The organism is Thiomicrorhabdus sp. ZW0627, assembly GCF_029767005.1.
In the GTDB taxonomy this organism is placed as follows: Bacteria; Pseudomonadota; Gammaproteobacteria; order Thiomicrospirales; family Thiomicrospiraceae; genus Thiomicrorhabdus.
In genome coordinates this window covers 1,144,505-1,161,480 of the sequence record NZ_JARUQR010000001.1, presented here as the reverse complement: position 1 = coordinate 1,161,480, position 16,976 = coordinate 1,144,505, and the positions used below count along the sequence as shown (strand labels likewise).

The window sequence follows — 16,976 nt, the reverse complement described above, 5'->3', positions numbered from 1 at the left end:
GCTTTGCGTCCTGTGCTGATAATTTACATGAATTTAATTACAGCATTAGCGCGGGTTGTGAGTCAAAAGGAAACCGCGCCGTTATTGATGGTAATCAATAATTTATCCTAAAGTTTCACGGGGTTAGGCCGATATAGAATTTAAAAATAAATAGTCATAAAAAATATAAGCTCCGAAAGGAGTCATAAGCCAGAAAAATGAGTTATATCTATGTTGAATTCCATCACTCCTCACTCCCTTCTTAACCGACTTTTCGATGACGGCAAAACAGATGGCAAAAAATCCAATTCGTCTGACTTGGGTGATTTGATCCAGGCCAAACAGAAAGCGGATGACATGCAAATTTCAAATCCTCGTCTACAGGATTCGGTTTCCACCTCCGATCAGGCTAAGATGACGGCTGCGAGAATGCAGCAGATTGAGCAAGCTTACCAGTACAGTGAAACCATGAGTCTGCAACTGACAACCCGTGAAGGTGATACGGTTTCGGTCGATTTTAGACAGTTGTACGCCCAGTACCAATCTGCTCGTGTTGAACAACAGGCTCAACAAGGCCCGCAAGGCGTGCGTTATTTTGAAAGCCGTGAAACGATGGAAATGACGGCATTTGAAGAGAGCTTGGCGTTTTCGGTAGATGGAGATTTGAACGAAGATGAGTTGAATGCGGTCTTCAAAGTGTTTGAGCAGGTCGACAGTTTGGCGAATGATTTTTACGGTGGCAATCTGGATGCCGCTCTGCAAAAGGCGATGGAATTGAATATCGATTCCGAGCAGTTGCAGGGTATGCAGTTGAACTTGACTCAGACCACCGCGGTTTCGACAACTTATAAACAGGCGGCAATGGCGCAGTACGCCGCGTTGCAAGATCAGGCGAAAGCGATTTCCGATGCTTCGCAAACACCGGAATCCTATGGTGCTTCTGTGTCCGATCTACCGCCTTACCTGCAGAAGTGGCAGGATACCGTCGATAGCTTGAATCAGCAGTTTCAGGATGCTCAGGAATTTGTCGATCAGCTAATGGCGAAAGTGTCCGAGCAGCGCTTTCCGACTCAGGAAGGACAGCCGGGATGGTTGGAACGTCTACGTGATTTTCATTCGAAGTTGGCTGATCTGGCTGCACAGAATCAGGACTTGAAAGCTTCCCAAGAAAAAGTGAAATCCCAAGTGGTTGATTTGCCTGAAAATAGTGAAAAACCCACTGAAAAAGTGGAAGAAAGTACTGAAGAAATTGGCGGATAAGCCGATAACTTTAATTAGAGAGGCGACGAGTTTTGCCGTAGAGCAAAGTCGAATAAGTTGCCCTCACAGTTTGCCGTCTAACTTGATTCAAGTACGACTGTAGACTGTTCAAAAAGGAGATCAGGCCGGAATCAGTGTCACTGTTCCGGTTTTTCCCCTCCCCTAATAAACTCCCTATTCTAAATTCAATTTAAACGTCGCTCTGTATTTTGAACAGGCCTGTTCAGAAGCGTTCAATTCTTATTAGAGTAATCCCTGGCTCCGAAAATATCGGTTCCGATGCGCACAATCGTCGCGCCCTCTAGAATAGCGGCTTCCAAATCCCCGGACATCCCCATTGATAAGGTATCCAGTTGACACTCCGGCAATTCTTTTTGCAAGCTTTCGAGTAGCTGTCTCATCTTTGCAAATGGAATGCGTTGGTTTTCCAAGCCAGTCGCCGCTTGAGGAATGGCCATAAGTCCTCTGAGTCTTAGATTCGGCAGAGCGGCAATCTGAGGCGCAGCTTCCATTAGCTCTTCCGGTGTAAATCCAGCCTTGCTGGCTTCGCTACTGATATTGACTTCCAGAAGGATGTTAAGAGGTTCGAGTTGTTCAGGGCGTTGATGGCTTAGGCGTTGGGCGATCTTCAGGCGGTCGACACTGTGCACCCAGTTGAAGTGTTCGGCGATCGGCTTGGTTTTGTTGGATTGAATCGGGCCGATAAAGTGCCAGTCAAGATTGGGGTGGAGGTCGATTTTTTGCAAGGCTTCCTGGAGATAGTTTTCACCGAAGGACTTCTGTCCTTGTTCAGCCAAGACTTCAATGTCTTCGACCGGTTTGGTTTTACTGACCGCCAGCAACGCGACCGAATCCGAAGATCGGTTCGCTTGCTCGACCGCTTTTTGAATACGTTGTAAAACCTGATTGTAGCGTTCGATTAGTTCGGCGGACATGGCTGTTCTCTTGCTGGTGGAATAATAGCCGCACGTCTCCAGTGCGTATCGCGCTCATTATACTGTTTCCTGTTCTGTTTCGACAGGTCACCTATCGTGCATGATTGAACGGAATCGGCGTTAAGTTGCTTCATATCAATTAATTGATTGGTGACCGTTTAGATGGAGTGCCTTCAAGCGTATACTGGTACTAATTACTTATGGATTATGGATTGATTAACGGAGAGGCGGATGAAGAAAGTCAAATCGAGCGAGAGTAATTACCCTTACGACGAGAAGATGTCCAGAGACGAATACGAGGATATTAAACGTCTGTTGCAAATCGAACTGTTGAAAATGCAAAAGTGGGTCAAAGGGAATAACGAGCGTATCGTGATGTTGTTCGAGGGTCGGGATGCGGCTGGAAAAGGGGGGACCATCAAACGCTTTATGGAACACCTCAACCCACGTGGTGCGCGCGTCGTGGCCTTGGATAAACCGAGTGAGATCGAGAAGGGGCAGTGGTATTTCCAGCGGTATATCCAGAATCTTCCGACCGAAGGGGAGATGGTGCTGTTTGACCGTTCCTGGTACAACCGGGCTGGTGTTGAGCGAGTGATGGGATTCTGCACGCCTCCGGAATATAACCAGTTCATGCATCAAGCGCCCGAATTTGAACGCATGATTACGGCGGACGGCATACGTTTGATGAAGTTCTGGTTTTCCGTGGGCCGTAAGGAGCAGTTGCGCCGGTTCAACGCCCGTAAACACGATCCTTTGAAACAATGGAAATTGAGCCCGATGGATTTGGCTTCACTGGATCGCTGGGAGGATTACACCAAGGCGAAAGAGGATATGTTCTTCTATACCAATACCGTTCACGCGCCTTGGACTGTAATCAAATCGAACGATAAAAAGCGTGCCCGTTTGGAGACCATGCGTTATGTACTGAGCCAGATTCCTTATGACGGTAAAGATGAAAACGTTGTGGGCAGGCCGGATCCTTTGATTGTGAGTTCAGGTGAAGATATTTTTCAGGAAGATTAAGCCGTAATTTGATTCCGTAAGCGCTAGAAGAGAATGATTAGAGAGGGAATGGAACATGAATATGAAAATTGAAGATCATGCCGCCAATGTGGTGCGTCGTTTTAAAGAGATGCTAAGCGAAGAGCAGATTGCCGTGATTGGTGACGAACACTTTGAAGAGCTTGAAGTTTTGATCGAAGCGGCCATCGGTTCTTCCGAAGCGAAGGCGTTGTTGGATGCTGTTGTCCAAGTGGAAACCTTGGCGAGATCTTTGGCAAAGCATGCCGCTGCGGTTCAAAACTTGAACGATTAGGTTTGTGCATCAGACCGAAGGGGTTGTGATGCCGCTGAACTTGATCCAGTCTTTAGACTGGGTCAGTGTTTGGCAATTAGCAAGTTGTTCCTGATTCAGGAATGCAATGACGTGCCAGTCGAAATGGGTGGTTTTGTTTGTTTGAGCCTGTTCCGAGGCTTCCCGTAATTTCGTTTCACTCTCTAACCATTCTGCAAACAAGGCTTCCAAGCTGCCGTCAAAACAGCCCGGTAGTCCCAAGTCACTCGCTAAGCGATTGGGAATGTTCCAGTCTTCCAATAACGGACAGCTTCCAATTGCTTCAGCAGGCAGTTCGGGCAACATGAATTGAGCGGGCTTGATGACAAAGGGGAAACCGGCGGTGGCATGCAATAACGCTAAATAAGGTTTCTCATCTGTCGAACGGGTTCTTTGCCTGGCTTGTGCGAAAAGTGGCGCGATACCCAAGTCGCTACCCAATAATAGGGTGGCAGTACCGGTCAGGTTTTTTATGGGCAATTCGATTTCAGGGTTTTCCGAAACCAAAATCAGCGGTTCAGACTGGTTTTGCAAGTCATCAGGAAGGGCTTTCATGCTTAGAAGATGCAACTTTCCTTGTTGGGCTTGGAACAGGGAAAGTGATATTTCCGGATAGGCATCAAAGTAGAACGTCGTGCCATTCGGTAGAATCGAATCGTTCAAATCCAGTGTTAGTAGCCAAAAACCTCCCGGTTGTTGGGTTTGTTGAAACTGAGCGATTTCGATTTTTGGATGCATGTGGTTTCGACCTTTACCGTTGCCTACGATTTGCTTTGCCGAACCCGGTTGGTTAAACCGGGTTGTTGCGATAGACCGGGCGTCCCTGGAATAGGGTCTGCTCGACCATGCCTGTAAATTCCCAACCGATGAACGGCGAGTTCTTACCTTCGCTTTGCATCTTGTCGGCTTCGAGTGTCCAGGTTGCATTCGGATCGATAATACACAAATCTGCCGAGTTGCTGGTTTCCAGACTACCGATGTTGCGTCCTAGGATGCCTGCCGGATTTTGAGTGACGCTACGCACGGCGGTCATCAGGTCAAGCTGGCCTTCATGAACCAATTTCAATAGCAATGGCAACAAGGTCTCCAAACCGCTGATCCCTGGACGGCTTTCACCGAACGGCAGTAACTTGTCGTCTTTTTCCAGAGGGGTATGGTCGCTGACCACTGCGTCGATTACGCCGGTTTTTAACCCCATGCGCAAAGCGTCTTTGTCCTGCATGCTTCGAAGTGGTGGCGTGACATGGAAAAGGCTATTGAAGCCCAGCACGTCCATTTCTGAAAGGTGCAGTTGATGAATCGCCACGTCACAGGTCACTGGCAAGCCGCGTTTTTTTGCATCGGCGATCATTTCTACCGAGCGTGCGCAGGACAGTTGGGAGAAGTGGGCTCGAATTCCCGCTTCTTCCACCAATAACAGGTCACGAGCTAGAGCGGTGGTCTCGGCTGATGGAGAGATGGCTGGCAAGCCCAGGCGTGAACTGACCGGTCCACTGTGTGCTACCCCGTTATTCTTTAGTTTTTGATCTTCAGAACGCAACATAACAACTAAGTCGTGCGACACCGCATATTCCAACGCGTTCTTCATGGTCAAGGCGTTTTGGATCGGCTGGTTTGCCTGGCTCAGTGCGACACAGCCCGCTTGTTGTAGCGAGTACATCCCACTGAGCAGCTCACCTTGCAAGCCTTGAGTCAGGGCTCCGATTGGCATGACGAATGCCGTAGCCGCCTGGCGTGCGCGGCGCTGAATCAGTTCGGTGACGGCCTGTGAGTCATTAACTGGAGAGGTATCCGGAGGACAACACAAACTGGTTACGCCTCCGGCGACAGCCGCTTTGGTTTCCGATGCGATATTGCCTGCATAATTGCTGCCGGGATCCCCAAGGCGAGCTTGCAGATCCACCAGGCCTGGCAAGATCCATTTGCCGGTGGCATCGATTTCCTGGTCTGGGGTGAAACCTTCCGGCAGTTCATCGCTGATGGCGACGATACGCCCTCGTGAAATATAGAGGTTGCTGACTCGATCGAGATTCTGACTTGGGTCGATGATGCGCCCGTTGTTGATTGCTAATCTCATTCCTGTTCCTCCTCATTTTCCGCATCCAGTTCTAAGGAGGCCTGTTCAGCTTGGTGCTGTGCCAGCTGGGCAGCATTACTCATAATAATAGACATGACAGCCATTCTGACTGCAATTCCGTAGGTGACTTGCTGAAGGATGACTGACTGAGGACCGTCCGCGACTTCCGAATCGATCTCGACTCCGCGGTTGATTGGGCCGGGATGCATGACGATTGCATCGGGCTTGGCAAGTGCCAGACGTTCTTTGGTCAGACCGAAAAGCTTGAAGAACTCTTTTTCACTTGGGATCAGGGCGCTTTTCATACGTTCGTTCTGTAGGCGCACCATGATGATGACATCGACGTCTTTCAGGCCTTCTTCGATGTTGTCGTAATAGTGAACCCCCATCGCCTCAGGATGGGTCGGCATCAGGGTTTTTGGCCCGATTACACGGATTTCACGCGCTTCGAGAATACTGAGTGCTTGAATCTGTGAGCGTACCACTCGTGAATGCAGAACGTCGCCGACAATCGCGACATTTAAATCGTAGATATCGCCCTTGTGGCGACGGATCGTGAACATGTCGAGCATCGCCTGGGTAGGGTGGGCGTGCTGGCCATCACCGGCGTTGAGAACATGCACGTGCGGAGCGACGTGTTGCGCGAAGAAATGGGCCGCACCGCTTTCCGCATGACGAATGACAAACATGTGGGCCTGCATCGCTTGGAGGTTCCAAAGGGTATCCAGTAGGGATTCCCCTTTTTTGGTGGCCGAAGTGGCGATATCCAAACTGGCGACGTCTGCAGAAAGACGTTTTTCGGCAATTTCGAACGTTGTACGGGTACGTGTACTTGGCTCGAAAAACAGGTTCATGATGGTTTTACCACGCAGAATCGGTACCTTTTTGATTTCGTCCGTCTGAGGGTTGATAAACGACTCCGCGGTATCCAATATTTCCAACAAATGATGTTGCTTCAAACCTTCCAAAGTCAGGAAGTGCTTGATTTTACCGAGTTCGTTAAGTTGAAGGTTGGGGGCGGATAAACGCGAACTCATGCTTGCTCCTCTTCACTTTGATCGACGATGGATACGGTAAGCGGTTCCGGACCCGAAACCTTAAGTGTTTGATTGCATTCAATCGACATCCCGATGACGTCAGCCTGGATTGGCAGTTCACGACAGCCCTTACGATCCAGTAAGGTGACTAACGTGATCGAGGCAGGGCGACCGAAATCGAAGATTTCGTTCATGGCCGCACGAACGGTACGCCCGGTGTAGAGGACGTCGTCTACGAGAATGATGTGTTGGTCATCGACTTCCCAAGGAATGTCCGAAGGTTTGACGGTTGGGTTCAGGCCGATCTTGGAAAAGTCGTCACGATAAAAACTGATGTCGATCACGGCAAGCGGGTCTTCAAGTTCCAATTTTGCATGAAGCGCTTGAGCAACCCATTCCCCACCAGTACGAATCCCGATCATTTTAGGAGACTGCTGCAAAATGGCTTTGTGCTGCAGTACGTGGCTGATGGTTTCAATCAGTTCATTGACATCGATATCTAGTTCCGTCATTCGTGGTTCCCGTTGGCGTGATATTGGCAAGTTGCGTTCATGTGTCTGCTCATTCCCTTGAAACAATCAATTGGCTTCCAGCCAGTTTTCCAAAATAATCTGTGCGGCATGGTCATCGACATGTGCCTGCTTGACCTGACGGCTTTCGGCTTCGATCGAGCTGAGTTGCTCTTCGATGTAAAACACCGGACAGTGATAGCGTCCGCTCAAACGTTGTCCGAATTTGCGAGCCGGTTGTGTCAGCGCTTGTTCGCTACCGTCCAATCGCATTGGCAGGCCGACGACGATAGCAACCGGCTGCCATTTTTCGAACAGCTTAGTGATATGCTCCCAGTCCGGTTTGCCGTCCTGACTTCGGACGATGGCCTCTGGAGCCGCTGTTTGAGTGACCGTTTGACCGACCGCGACGCCAATGCGTCTGAGACCGAAGTCGAATCCGAGTACGACACCGGTTAACGTTTGCGGTTTGCTGTCAGGCATGACCGGCCTCGGCCGTTAAAAATTCCGGTGATATTCCAAGGGTGCCTAATGCCACTTCCCATTTGGAATCGACGTCGGTCTCGAACAACAGGGCTTGGTTATAGGGGATGGTCAGCCAACTGTTGTCCTGAATCTCTTGAGCGAGTTGTCCCGGTTTCCAGCCTGCAAAACCAAGACAGACAAGAAACTCTTCCGGCCCTTCATTATGTGACAGAGCTTGCAATAGGTCGTCAGACACCGTCATTGCCAGGTCGTCACTCAGCGTCATGCTGCTTTTCCAGTTTCCGATCGGGTTATGCAGGATGAAGCCGCGTTCCATGTCCACGGGGCCACCCATCATCACCTGATCCGTCAAAAAGGGGTAGTTTTCCTCTGGATGGTAATCAAAATGCTCCAAAAGCTCTTGGATATTGAGCTTATGGGGCAGATTGATGACCAATCCCATCGATCCGTGCTCATTGTCTTCGACCATATAAATAACGGTTTTTTCAAACCAGCTATCATCCAGGCTGGGCATGGCGATCAGGAAATGATGTTCGAGTGATTGCATTTGTTTCATAGTTGCAAATTATAACAGTTTGGTGCGTTTTGCCATGCCTTTTGTTTGCAGTATGTTGTCTTGTTGATCGATGACTAGAACCTGCTTGATTCCCATTTTTTTCGCCACCTCTTTCCAGTGCTTCGGGCCGGCGATCAGAATGGCTGTGGCCGCCGAATCCGCGGTGGTCGCATCGGGGTGGATGACCGTTACCGAGGCGAATCCGGAAGCGGGTTTGCCGGTATTCGGGTTGAGGATGTGGCTGAATCGCTGGCCTTTCCATTCGAAAAAGCGTTGATAGGTTCCCGAGGTGACGATGCTTTCGTCACCGGAGAGATGGACGGCTGCGATGGCTTTTGAAGGGTTTTTAGGATCTTGGATGCCGATTGACCAGGCCTGCCCGTTTTTATTGCCGATGACTCGCATGTCACCACCGATGTTGACCACGGCGTTTTCTATCCCGGCTTCCCGAAGTTTGTGAATCGCGATGTCCAGCGCCAAGCCTTTGGCATTGCCGCCAAAATCGAGGCTGACATCCGGATTGCGGCTGAAAAGCCGGTTTTCTTTGAAATAAAGGTCGGCAATGGACGGACGAACCTTGAGCCAATGTTGTATTTTTGCTTCCGTTGGCGGCGGCCCTGCCCAATGTTCGCTATGGAATCCCCATAAGGCAACGAGTTCCCCGATGCCCGGATCGAACAGGTAATCACTCTGTTTTGAGAGTTCTTGGGATTTTAGGATGAAGTCTTTGACCGAGTCGGCGACTTCAATCGATTGTCCGGCGGCAATCGATTGGTTGATTTTGCTGACAATTCCGCCTTTTTCCCATGCGTGCCATTCGTGGTGGAATGTTTGAAAGCGTTGCTCTACGGCTTGAATGGCCTGTTCCGCCTGTTGCTTGTCAGTGGTGTAAGTGGCGATTTGCACGACGGTTCCGAAGACGATCAGTTCTGCTTTGGTCTCGATTTCCTGGGACTTGCAACCGTTTAGAAGAAGAAACGAAGAAATGAGAATCAGATGGAAGATTACTTGTGATTTCGTAAGGAATGCATGGGGGCGGAGAAAAGAGGGCATAGATGGCTTACTTAGTGCTTCAAAAAAATTTAGTATAACTTAAATCAGTTTGGTTATTATAGGCGCCAAACCTTAAATAAACCTGACTTCAGATGTGGATAGTGATTTGACGGCGATAGAAAAATTACCAAGTAACTCAAACGGCACGGGAAAGGAAAGAGACGTTGCTGAAGATGTAATTATTGTTTCTAAAACGGATTTGAACGGAACGATAACCTACGTAAATGACCCTTTTGTGGAAATCAGCGGTTTCAGTCGTGAGGAGTTGATTGGACAGCCGCACAACATTGTCCGTCATTCAGATGTTCCCAAGGCTGTTTTTGCCGACTTATGGGCGACCTTAAAACAAGGAAAAACTTGGGTTCAATTAGTTAAAAACCGTTGTAAGAACGGCGATTATTACTGGGTTGAAGCCAACGTTAGTCCAATCGTGGAGAAGGGAAAGGTCGTTGGGTATATGTCTGTTCGCCGGAAGATTTCCGATGCTCAGAAAAAAGCGGCTCAGGCTTTGTATCAGCAGATCGGGCAGGGCAAGAAGCAAATCAAAAATGGTTATGTTCAGGAATGGGCCAAGCGTTTTAATCTGGTTCGTCGCGTTAATCCTCTATTTATTTTGATGTTCATGATTGTTCAGATGAGCGTGTTCGGAATTCTGGAAGCGTTAGCGGTTATTTCGATTCACTGGGTGGTGCAGTCTGTGGTGTTGACCGTTGTTCTATTGTTGGCATTGTATGTGAACCGGTATGTTAAATCCCAGGTCGGGACTTTCGATCGACTTCTTGCCGCCGCATCCGAAGGGGATTTTACAACTCATGTCGATACCTACGGCAATACTTGGCTGGCTAAACTTGCTGATGATTTGAAGAAAATGCAGATTCAAATGGGAGCCAGTTATGAGCACAATCGAGTTCAGCTGTTACAGAATACCCGTCTTAAAACCGCTTTGGATAATGCATCGACTTCCGTCATGGTGGCGGATAACAGCGGTCATATTATCTACTTGAACAATGCGTTGGTTGACTTGTTTGGCAAGCATCAGGCTGCTATCCGACAGGAAGTTGGCGATTTTGATGTGAATCACTTGATTGACCAACCGCTGGATGTTTTCTATCAGGATCCTCAGCGCCAGTCTAAGATTCCTACCGATTTGACATCGATTTGGGAAGCGGATATCCAGTTGGGTGACTTATTGTTCCATCTTGTGGCACAGCCTGTACTGGATACGAAAGGGATGCGAATCGGATCAGTGGTCGAATGGCAGGATATGACCCAGCAGCGTAGTATCGAGGCGCGTTTGGATACGGTATTGAGATTGGCGGCCAAAGGGCATACCGATCTGATGCTAGACAATAAAGGTCTGGACGGTTTTTACCTGTATACAGCCAATAATATCAACGACTTGCTGAAGAGTTTGAACGGTGCCGTAGAAGATGTGGTTAAGGTGATGACCGGGCTGGCACAGGGAGATATCCAGAACCGGGTTGAGAAAGAATTGAGTGGTTCTTTGGCGGCCATGAAAGGGGCAGCGAATGTTTCCTTGGATAATTTGAGCGCAATCATTCAGCATATTCGTCAGGTGGCTGCTTCGGTCTCGTTGACGGCGGAAGAATCTGCAAAAGCGTCTAACGATCTATCCGAGCGCTCACAGCAGGCGGCGTCGACCTTGGGTGAAGTGAATGAGGCGATGCAGAATATCGATGCGCTCCAGACCCAGAATACCGAATCCTTGACGGGGATTGCCAATCTGGCTCAGGCGGCGATTGATCTTAACCGTGAAGCGCGGGAGTCGATGGATGCTTCGATGGATGCGATGGAGGGTATCAAGCAGACTTCAGAGAAAATCGGGGACATTATCGGTCTGATCGACGGCATCGCTTTCCAGACAAACTTGTTGGCGCTCAATGCGGCGGTGGAAGCGGCCCGAGCAGGTGAGCATGGTCGAGGGTTTGCCGTGGTGGCCGGAGAGGTTAGAAATCTGGCGCAGAAATCGGCTGAAGCGGCCCGTGACATTAAGGGATTGATCGAAGAGTCGACCAGTAATGTTAATCAAGGTTCCGAAAAGGTACAGGCGACGCATAAAGTTTTTGGTGAAGTGGATACGGGTGTTTCCAAAATCAGTGAAACCATGGAAGAAGTTATGCGTTCGATTCAGCAACAGCAAGAGAGCGTGCACGAAATAAGCGGTGCGATCGGCCACTTGGATCAGAACATTCAGCAGAACGCCAGTCTGGTTGAAGAGACATCCTCTTCGGCTCGTAATCTGAGCGATCAGGCCCGTTTACTGGATGAAGAGGTGAGCAAGTTCAAATTGGATGAGTCAGCCGCCAACAGACACAAGGCTTCGCCGGTGATTAATGGTATTAAGTTATCCGAGGTTCGTCAGAACATGAATGTCTGGCGGATTACCGCACAGTCCTATATTAATGGAATCGGCGTTGAGTTGGATGAGTCGGCCGCCGTGGATGCCACAGCCTGTGCGGTGGGCCATGCTCTGAGTGCGATTGCTCAGGCGCACCCTCAAGTGCGCAACTCTTCTCTATGGGAGCGTATCGATGTCGATCACCAGCGTCAGCATGATTTATTGAAACAGGCTTTGGTCATCCGTGAGCAGATGGATGGTATGACCGACATTCCGCAGCGTGAGAAGTTGGGTAGTTTGTTGGATGAGTTTGTCGTGGTGACGGAAAGACTGGATCAAAGTCTGTTCGAATTGGAAAACCAGGTCGTAACCTTGGTGTGAATCACCGTTTCGAACAGGATTTGAAAACGATGGAAAAACGGACAGGCCTGTCCGTTTTTTTGTTTCTGGTTCACGATTTTGAAATAAAGCTAACAGCTTTCTGGGGGCTTTTTAAGGATCCAGCTGCGCTTCCAGACAGTCGAACAACGTGCCCGCAATGTTCAGTTTAAACTGGGCGTCCAGTTCGCGGATGCAGGTCGGGCTGGTGACGTTGATTTCGGTGATGTAGTCGCCAATCACATCCAGTCCGACGAAGTATAGGCCCTTTGCTTTCAAAGTAGGAGCGATCTGCTCGCACAACCACTGCTCGCGTTCGGTAATCGGCATGCCGACACCGGTTCCGCCGGCTGCAATGTTGCCGCGGGTTTCGCCTTCGGCAGGAATGCGTGCCAGTGTATATGGAATCGGTTCGCCATTGATGAGCAGGATGCGTTTGTCGCCCGCTTTGATTTCGGGTAGATAGACCTGCGCCATGATGTGATGTTTTCCGAAACCGGTCATGGTTTCCAGAATCACGTTGATGTTCGGATCGTCGTGACGGACTCTGAAAATCGAACTTCCGCCCATGGCATCCAGTGGTTTCAAGATGGTGTCTTTATGTTCTTTTACAAACGCTTTGAGTTGGTCCATTCTCGCCGAGACCAGTGTGTTTGGAATGCACTGCGGGAACCAGCTCGCAAACAGCTTTTCATTGGCGTCACGCAGGCTTTGCGGTTTGTTGACGACCAACACGCCTTCCGCTTCCGCTTGTTCAAGGATGTGGGTGCTGTAGAGGTAATCGTTGTTGAATGGCGGATCCTGACGAATCAGGATGATATCGAGCGTATTCAGGGCGATTTCCACGGTTTTACCGAATCCGTAATATTGTTCTTCGGCTTTTCGATCCCAGACTTTCAATTCGCTGCTGATGGCCCAGGCCTGCCCGTTTTTCAGGTAAAGATCTTCCGGTTGCATGTAGACCAGATTGTGCCCGCGGCGCTGCGCCTCCAGCAACATGGCAAACGAACTGTCCTTATAGGGTTTGATCCGGTCGATGGGGTCCATCACAATGCCGACATTTAAGGCCATAACGTTATCCTTGTCTCTATTTGTCTTTTTTTGCTTCGGCCATCTCGCGAGCCGCCGCCAATAAAGCTAAACGCGCGATAACGCCGTACGCATAGAATCGGTTCGGAGACGCATCCGGTGACTGGTGGGCGTCGGGCACGACACACGAACCTTCAAACGACAGAGGTTCAAAGTGCATGCCGGGAGAATTGAGGTTGTCTGTCGCAGTCTTGCCAGTATGTACGCGGTAGAAGCCGCCGATGACATGACTGCCGATCATATAAACCACCGGTTCTGCCACGGCGTTGTTGATGGTTTCAAAGGTGTAAACCCCTTCTTGAACCAACATGTGCTCGACCTGTAATCCCTCTTTGACCGAAGCCATTTTATTGCGTTGCTTGCGGTTTAGATTCAGGATGTCTTCCGGTGTGTTAACCGACATTATGGCCATACCGTAGGTGCCGCTGTCTGATTTGACTATGACGAACGGTTTGCAGTCGATGTTATGGGTGTCGTAGTACTTCTGTGTACTTTCCAGAACCTGATTGACCGAGCAGGCCAGGTTTTCCAATCCGGTACGTTCCTTGAAGTTGACTGGTCCGCACTGTAAGGAGGTCGGAGCAACCAGCCAAGGATCAATGCCGATTAGTTCGGCAAAGCTATTGGCGACATCGGAATAGTGTTTAAAGTGTTCGGTTTTGTATCGATTGGCCCATCCTAAATCCAAGGGCGGCAACAACGTCTGATCCAAGTTTTCCAAAATCTCCGGACGTCCGCCGGAAAGGTCGTTGTTCAGCAACACGGCACAAGGGAAGAAGTCGTCTACACCGACTTTGTCCTCCTGGCGGCGGATCGGTTTTAGAGTCAGGGCATTACCGGACGGTAGTTCAATTTCCATTGGCTCTTCAAGATCGGGAAGAAGGGAGCCGATCTGGACTTCGTAACCGGCGTTTTCCAAAATGGTTTTTAATGAGAAAACGTTTTCCAAATAAAAGAAGTTACGGGTATGGTTTTCCGGAATGATCAGGATGCCGTCCGCAATCGGACAAATCTGAGTGACTGCCGTTTGGGCGGCGTGAACCGCTAAAGAACGCAAGTCCGGGTGCAAATTGTTGAACCCAGCCGGGAAGAGGTTGGTGTCGACTGGAGCCAGTTTGTATCCTGCATTTCTCAAATCGACCGAAGCGTAAAACGGAGCCGGGGTCACCATGAACTGCTTACGGAACCAGGATTCGATTTCCGTTCGGTGGTCGAGAAGGTGCTTTTCCAATTGTAAAAGCGGACCGGTTAGCGCGGTTTGTAGGTGAGGAACTTGATTCGTCGACAGCATTGAATTTCTCTTCAGTGAGTGTGAATTTCTTTTTGGCTCGGTATGGCCAATATTTCGGCCTGTCTGTATGGCCGAATGGTAGTTGGATATTATACCTTGCTGTTATCGGCAGGGGGAAAACTTATTATTGAAGAGTTATGTCTGCTAGCCCTGTTTACAAGCTATTCCGGTAATAGTTGAAGACAGCTTACCACTTGGTTTTTACCTTGGTGTTTTGCTTTGTACAGAGCTTCATCCGTACGGCTGATCCATTTATTGATCGGCTCATAGGATTTGTATTGTGAAACTCCGATGCTGAGGGTTTGCTTGATGTTTTCCGTAAACAGTTGTTCGGCGATCCCTTGTCGGATTTTTTCTGCAAGGACGGTGGCTTGGTCAAGCGTGGTATCCGGGCAGATGATCAGGAACTCTTCACCGCCCCATCGACCGAACGTATCGGTTTCTCGGATGGATGACTGAATCCATTCGGAACTCTGAATCAAAATGTCGTCCCCGGTTAGGTGGCCGTAGGTGTCATTGATTTTCTTGAAGTCATCCAAGTCGATCAGAATCATGCTTAGCGGGTATCTATGACGGTTTGAACGCTGTGATTCATTGGTCAGTACCTGATCAAGATGGCTACGGTTGAAAATACCGGTCAAGTGGTCGGTTGTCGAGAGCGTTTCCAGTTTTTGGTTGGATTCGGTCAAGTCATGCTGTGTGCACACTAAGTCTCTGTTCAGTTGGCTCAGCCGGCGCGTGTATAGGCTGATGATGATAAGTATTAATATGATTGGACCAAGAATGGAAGCGAAGGCTTTCCATTCAATCTCCTTTTTATAGGCAACTTGTAGCCAAGGATCGGTAAGGTGGTTGCGTGTTTCTTCATCCATAGAATTGAGCGTTTTTTGGAGAATGCTTTGGAGTTCCGGCCAATCTTTACGTACCGCCATCGCTAAGTCGGCGCGAAACGGGGTTTCACCTGAAATCTGGATGTTGGTGAAGTGCTGCGTTTTTATAATGTGACTGATGGCGGCGACATTATCCACGTAGGCGTAAGCCTTACCTTTGGAAACGGCTTCTATGCCATCCTGAGCCGTGTCGACAAGAAGCAGTGGAATTTCCGGATACAGGCGGTTCAGCTTTTCGTGAGAGGCGTAATCTTTAACAGCCGCGACGGTTTTGCCTTTGAGTTTTGCCATGTCGGCAATGAAAGGCTCTCCCCTTTGGGTTGCGATGACCATCGGGAATTTCAGGTAGGGCTCTGTGTAGTTGGTGTATTGGGTGCGGTCGGCGGTTTTGACGACGGCGGAGTACATGTCCAGTTCCCCTGTTTTCATCTTATGTACAGCCTCCGACCAACTCAAGTTCTTGGCTGGCTGAAAGGTGATACCGGTCGACTGGCTCAGGTAATTCAGGTAACCGGCAGAAATGCCGCTGAAATGTCCCTTTTTGTCCACGAATTCAATCGGTTCCCAGGCGGAATCGATGGCGACTTTCACGACAGGGTGGTGCAGAATCCATTCCATCTCTTTGCGGCTGAAAGTCGTGCTGGTTTTTTGTGGGCGGTAGACCCCTTCGCTCAAAGGGAACGTTTTATCGATCAGACCGTGTTTTTTAAAAAGGTTCTGAATGAACTGCAAACGCCCTTCGTCCATAGTTCCGATTGGAATTGATTTGAAGACCATCATCTCTTCGATGACATCGGCTTCATACAATAAGTGATCGAGCGTTTTATTGCTGTTGAGTTCTTTTTGAATGTATTTGGCGATCTCTTTTTTGTGGGTCATGGCGTATTGCCAACCACGGATAGTAGCTCGTCTGAATCGTTCAACTCTGTCTGGGTGTTCGGTCACTTCACGTTGGCTGGTGAAAAGCATGTCGCCGTAGAGGTCGATGCCGTAATTCATCGGTCTTATGAGGTTGATTTCATACCCATGCCGTTTCAGGTAGTAGGGTTCATTTGAAAGATAGCCCGGGTAGGCGACAACCTCTCCACGAGAAAGCATTTCCGGATCCGCGGTGATCATGACGCGTTTGTATTTTGGTTTGACTCCGATTTCTGCCAACATGGATTCGAGCGCGAACCCGTCAGCATCATTCTTGTAAAATGCCACGTTCTTGCCGTCCAGTTTGTACGGACTGTCGATCCCGCTCGACTTAAGGCTGATGAAAACCTGCGGAGAGTGTTGAAAAATCGGGGCGACAATGACCACAGGCTGCTTTCTTGCCTGATAAAGCAGCAGTATGCTGTCGGCAATGCTGTAATCGGCCTCGCCGCTTATAACTTGTTCGATGTTGTTGCGATGGATGTCACGTTGTCGAATTTCGACGTCCAGCCCTTCATCTGCGTAAAAACCTTTGATTTTCGCGGCATAGTAACCTGCAAATTGGAATTGATGAAGCCACTTTAGCTGTAGGCTAACCTTTTCTAGATTAGAAGATTTTTCTGGAGTAGGGTTTTTCGCATCGGTCTGTACGGCAAAACTGACAGACCAGTTAAGACACAATAGAGACAGAACCAGAAACTTTGAAAAATTGGAAAGTGGACGCAACGTAATACACTTATTTTAAGGATGAAGAGGTATTTCTTTATTATAGCGGTTTTGAACCGTGTTTTCGACCTAAGTGATTGATTATAAGGGATTGGTT

General features: G+C 49.1%; 15 protein-coding genes. 4 read left to right on the top strand and 11 right to left on the bottom strand.

The features are described from left to right. The first annotated feature begins 210 nt into the window (after positions 1-210). Entirely contained in the window at positions 211-1,239 is a 1,029-nt protein-coding gene (locus tag QCB45_RS05530) for a hypothetical protein (RefSeq protein WP_279419848.1), read from the top strand. Positions 1,240-1,472: 233 nt separating this feature from the next. Here QCB45_RS05530 and QCB45_RS05525 read toward each other — a convergent pair whose 3' ends face one another. Further along, positions 1,473-2,174, bottom strand: coding sequence for a YggS family pyridoxal phosphate-dependent enzyme (locus QCB45_RS05525; RefSeq protein WP_279419847.1), 702 nt, complete (start codon positions 2,172-2,174; stop codon positions 1,473-1,475). A gap of 231 nt (positions 2,175-2,405) precedes the next feature. Between QCB45_RS05525 and ppk2 the strand changes: the two genes are divergently transcribed. Both ppk2 and QCB45_RS05515 read left to right on the top strand, forming a co-directional pair. Continuing rightward, on the top strand, positions 2,406-3,200 hold the full coding sequence (gene ppk2 / locus QCB45_RS05520) for a polyphosphate kinase 2 (protein WP_279419846.1): 795 nt from the start codon (positions 2,406-2,408) through the stop codon (positions 3,198-3,200). A 55-nt stretch (positions 3,201-3,255) separates the two neighbouring features. After that, positions 3,256-3,492, top strand: coding sequence for a hypothetical protein (locus tag QCB45_RS05515; protein WP_279419845.1), 237 nt, complete (start codon positions 3,256-3,258; stop codon positions 3,490-3,492). Between the two features lie 9 nt (positions 3,493-3,501). On the opposite strand, the gene QCB45_RS05510 is transcribed toward QCB45_RS05515, so the two are convergent. The 7 genes from QCB45_RS05510 to QCB45_RS05480 form a co-directional block, all read right to left on the bottom strand. Next, positions 3,502-4,248 (bottom strand): hypothetical protein, encoded by a 747-nt coding sequence (locus QCB45_RS05510; protein ID WP_279419844.1) that lies wholly within the window; start codon positions 4,246-4,248, stop codon positions 3,502-3,504. Between the two features lie 52 nt (positions 4,249-4,300). Beyond that, positions 4,301-5,587, bottom strand: a complete 1,287-nt coding sequence (locus QCB45_RS05505; RefSeq protein WP_279419843.1) for a dihydroorotase — start codon at positions 5,585-5,587, stop codon at positions 4,301-4,303. After that, the gene (locus QCB45_RS05500) at positions 5,584-6,624 is read right to left on the bottom strand and encodes an aspartate carbamoyltransferase catalytic subunit (RefSeq protein ID WP_279419842.1); all 1,041 of its coding nucleotides are present in this window, start codon (positions 6,622-6,624) and stop codon (positions 5,584-5,586) included. Before QCB45_RS05500 ends, QCB45_RS05505 begins: the two co-directional genes overlap by 4 nt. Continuing rightward, positions 6,621-7,136 carry a bifunctional pyr operon transcriptional regulator/uracil phosphoribosyltransferase PyrR gene (pyrR, locus tag QCB45_RS05495; protein WP_279419841.1) on the bottom strand — a complete coding sequence of 172 codons (516 nt, stop codon included), beginning with the start codon at positions 7,134-7,136 and terminating at the stop codon, positions 6,621-6,623. The genes QCB45_RS05500 and pyrR overlap by 4 nt, the downstream gene beginning before the upstream one ends. Positions 7,137-7,202: 66 nt before the next feature. Continuing rightward, entirely contained in the window at positions 7,203-7,616 is a 414-nt protein-coding gene (gene ruvX / locus QCB45_RS05490) for a Holliday junction resolvase RuvX (protein WP_279419840.1), read from the bottom strand. Continuing rightward, complete coding sequence (locus QCB45_RS05485; protein WP_279419839.1) at positions 7,609-8,166, bottom strand: YqgE/AlgH family protein; 558 nt, start codon at positions 8,164-8,166, stop codon at positions 7,609-7,611. Before QCB45_RS05485 ends, ruvX begins: the two co-directional genes overlap by 8 nt. Positions 8,167-8,184: 18 nt before the next feature. Next, positions 8,185-9,228, bottom strand: coding sequence for an FAD:protein FMN transferase (locus QCB45_RS05480; RefSeq protein WP_279419838.1), 1,044 nt, complete (start codon positions 9,226-9,228; stop codon positions 8,185-8,187). A gap of 106 nt (positions 9,229-9,334) precedes the next feature. Here QCB45_RS05480 and QCB45_RS05475 point away from each other — a divergent pair, with 106 nt between their 5' ends. Then, a complete protein-coding gene (locus tag QCB45_RS05475) occupies positions 9,335-11,968 on the top strand; it encodes a methyl-accepting chemotaxis protein (RefSeq protein ID WP_279419837.1) in 2,634 nt (877 codons plus the stop codon). Positions 11,969-12,079: 111 nt separating this feature from the next. Here QCB45_RS05475 and gshB read toward each other — a convergent pair whose 3' ends face one another. The 3 genes from gshB to QCB45_RS05460 all read right to left on the bottom strand — a co-directional run bounded on the left by gshB (position 12,080) and on the right by QCB45_RS05460 (position 16,879). After that, positions 12,080-13,036, bottom strand: a complete 957-nt coding sequence (gene gshB / locus QCB45_RS05470) for a glutathione synthase (protein ID WP_279419836.1) — start codon at positions 13,034-13,036, stop codon at positions 12,080-12,082. Positions 13,037-13,052: 16 nt separating this feature from the next. Beyond that, entirely contained in the window at positions 13,053-14,345 is a 1,293-nt protein-coding gene (gshA, locus tag QCB45_RS05465; protein ID WP_279419835.1) for a glutamate--cysteine ligase, read from the bottom strand. A 161-nt stretch (positions 14,346-14,506) separates the two neighbouring features. Next, the gene (locus QCB45_RS05460; protein WP_279419834.1) at positions 14,507-16,879 is read right to left on the bottom strand and encodes a diguanylate cyclase; all 2,373 of its coding nucleotides are present in this window, start codon (positions 16,877-16,879) and stop codon (positions 14,507-14,509) included. Between the last annotated feature and the right edge of the window lie 97 nt (positions 16,880-16,976).

What these genes read in the sequence shown, in the direction of transcription:
- QCB45_RS05500 (WP_279419842.1), bottom strand. Translation starts at nt 6,624, where the DNA reads ATGAGTTCGCGTTTATCCGCCCCCAACCTTCAACTTAACGAACTCGGT.
- ppk2 (WP_279419846.1), top strand. Translation starts at nt 2,406, where the DNA reads ATGAAGAAAGTCAAATCGAGCGAGAGTAATTACCCTTACGACGAGAAG.
- QCB45_RS05530 (WP_279419848.1), top strand. Translation starts at nt 211, where the DNA reads ATGTTGAATTCCATCACTCCTCACTCCCTTCTTAACCGACTTTTCGAT.
- gshB (WP_279419836.1), bottom strand. Translation starts at nt 13,036, where the DNA reads ATGGCCTTAAATGTCGGCATTGTGATGGACCCCATCGACCGGATCAAA.
- QCB45_RS05480 (WP_279419838.1), bottom strand. Translation starts at nt 9,228, where the DNA reads ATGCCCTCTTTTCTCCGCCCCCATGCATTCCTTACGAAATCACAAGTA.
- ruvX (WP_279419840.1), bottom strand. Translation starts at nt 7,616, where the DNA reads ATGCCTGACAGCAAACCGCAAACGTTAACCGGTGTCGTACTCGGATTC.
- QCB45_RS05525 (WP_279419847.1), bottom strand. Translation starts at nt 2,174, where the DNA reads ATGTCCGCCGAACTAATCGAACGCTACAATCAGGTTTTACAACGTATT.
- QCB45_RS05485 (WP_279419839.1), bottom strand. Translation starts at nt 8,166, where the DNA reads ATGCAATCACTCGAACATCATTTCCTGATCGCCATGCCCAGCCTGGAT.
- QCB45_RS05505 (WP_279419843.1), bottom strand. Translation starts at nt 5,587, where the DNA reads ATGAGATTAGCAATCAACAACGGGCGCATCATCGACCCAAGTCAGAAT.
- QCB45_RS05510 (WP_279419844.1), bottom strand. Translation starts at nt 4,248, where the DNA reads ATGCATCCAAAAATCGAAATCGCTCAGTTTCAACAAACCCAACAACCG.
- pyrR (WP_279419841.1), bottom strand. Translation starts at nt 7,136, where the DNA reads ATGACGGAACTAGATATCGATGTCAATGAACTGATTGAAACCATCAGC.
- gshA (WP_279419835.1), bottom strand. Translation starts at nt 14,345, where the DNA reads ATGCTGTCGACGAATCAAGTTCCTCACCTACAAACCGCGCTAACCGGT.
- QCB45_RS05515 (WP_279419845.1), top strand. Translation starts at nt 3,256, where the DNA reads ATGAATATGAAAATTGAAGATCATGCCGCCAATGTGGTGCGTCGTTTT.